Origin of the sequence: Nitrosomonas sp. Nm58 (assembly GCF_900107335.1) — a bacterium.
GTDB lineage: Bacteria > Pseudomonadota > Gammaproteobacteria > Burkholderiales > Nitrosomonadaceae > Nitrosomonas.
In genome coordinates, this window is sequence record NZ_FNPQ01000106.1 from 1 (window position 1) to 1728 (window position 1728).

Genomic DNA, 1728 nt, shown 5'->3' on the forward strand with positions numbered 1-1728 from the left:
CTAAACCGGACACATTCCTTAAAATAACTGAAAGAAGGAATGTATTTAAATGACCCAAGAAAAACCCAAAGTCTATACAGCTGAATTTAGGGAGTCATCGGTAAAGTTGGCCATTGAATCGGATAAACCTGTGGCCCAAACCGCCAGGGAAATTGATGTGAATGAGAACACCTTGACCTTGCATACCTGGATCAGTAAATACAGTCGACCGGTTGATAACATAAAGGCAGTGCGCACTGACGAACATCTCTATGAAGAGTTAAAGCGGCTAAAAAAAGAGGTTGCCCGACTGACCGAGGAGCGCGACCTATTAAAAAAAGGCTGCCGCGTACTTTGCCAAGGAGAACGGTGAAGTACGCCTGGATCAAACAGCATCGGGGTGAATTCACCGTGTTATCGATGTGCCGGTTTTTACAGGTCTCACAGAGTGCTTACTATGATTGACTGCATCGAATTCCTTCATTCAGGGAACGAGAAGATGAGCAACTCAGCGGTATTGTAAAAAAAGTATTTGAAAAAAGCCGGAATACATACGGCACCCGCCGTCTTAAAATAGCTATGTCTCACCAAGGCCGATCCGTGGGGCGGCGGCGAATAAGCCGGCTAATGAAGGAAGCCGGCCTGACCTGTAAAACCAAACGTCGATTTAAAGCTACCACCAATTCAAAGCATGAATTGCCTATTGCGCCTAATTATTTGGATCGTCAGTTCGCCATTGATCAGATAAATCAGGTATATGTGGGCGACCTCACTTATATTCATACCCTGGAAGGCTGGTTGTATCTGGCGGTCATGATCGACTTGTTTTCCCGGCAGGTCGTAGGCTGGTCAATGGCCGCGCATATGAAAACACAGTTAGTCAACGATACGCTCCAGATGGCTATTTGGAAACGTAAACCCGACAAAGGCCTGTTATGGCATACCGATCGGGGTAGCCAATACGCCTCAGGAAATCACCGGCAATTACTAAAGCAGCATGGCATCCAACAAAGCATGAGCCGGAAGGGAAATTGCTGGGATACTCAGTTTAATATGTCATGGAATGCCTGACTTGATCTGACCCGTGCTGGGATTGGCGAAGTGCCTTTGCGTTGACCTGTCGATCTGGTCCAGGCATTCCCCGAGCGTTGCCGGGCCCAATATTCGCGACCTAATAGGAGCCTTAAATTGCACCGTGAGTGTCCTGTCCGGTAATTGGGGTTGGTAATGCATCAATTTTGATTAAGGAGTATGAATATGGATGGCACACTGGTTCAAAATGAAGTTATTCTTGGCGTTGATACCCATTTAGATACCCATGTTGGCGTGGTCATCAATGATCAAGGTAAAGTGATAGGGATACTTACTTCCATACCGACTAATAGAGCAGGCTATCTGAAATTACTGACGTGGGCACGAACATTGGGAAATGTTCGGCGTGCTGGCGTTGAAGGTACAGGAACATATGGCGCTGGTCTTGCCCGTTTATTGCGCGAACAAGGTATTGAAGTATGGGAAGTCAATCGTCCTGATCGTGCCAAGCGCCGACTCCAAGGAAAATCCGATTCGACTGATGCTGAGAGTGCAGCACGCACAGTACTTTCCGGTAACGCAACGGCAACGCCAAAGTCACAGTCAGGCGTGGCTGAAGCACTGCGTATGTTATCGGTTGTCAGACGTAGTGCAGTCAAGGCAAGAACACAAACCATCAATCAACTCAGATCGTTATTAATCAGTGCACCGGATGAT

Annotated in this window: 3 protein-coding genes; all 3 read left to right on the forward strand. The window is 47.2% G+C overall.

Features of this window, described 5'->3' with window-relative positions; genetic code table 11:
* The first annotated feature begins 49 nt into the window (after window positions 1-49).
* A complete protein-coding gene (locus BLW34_RS15205) occupies window positions 50-352 on the forward strand; it encodes a transposase (RefSeq protein ID WP_090581380.1) in 303 nt (100 codons plus the stop codon).
* Between the two features lie 101 nt (window positions 353-453).
* Window positions 454-1050 carry an IS3 family transposase gene (locus tag BLW34_RS15210; protein ID WP_256203834.1) on the forward strand — a complete coding sequence of 199 codons (597 nt, stop codon included), beginning with the start codon at window positions 454-456 and terminating at the stop codon, window positions 1048-1050.
* A 186-nt stretch (window positions 1051-1236) separates the two neighbouring features.
* The coding region (locus BLW34_RS15215) for an IS110 family transposase (RefSeq protein ID WP_143037980.1) at window positions 1237-1728 on the forward strand (492 nt) is incomplete at its 3' end.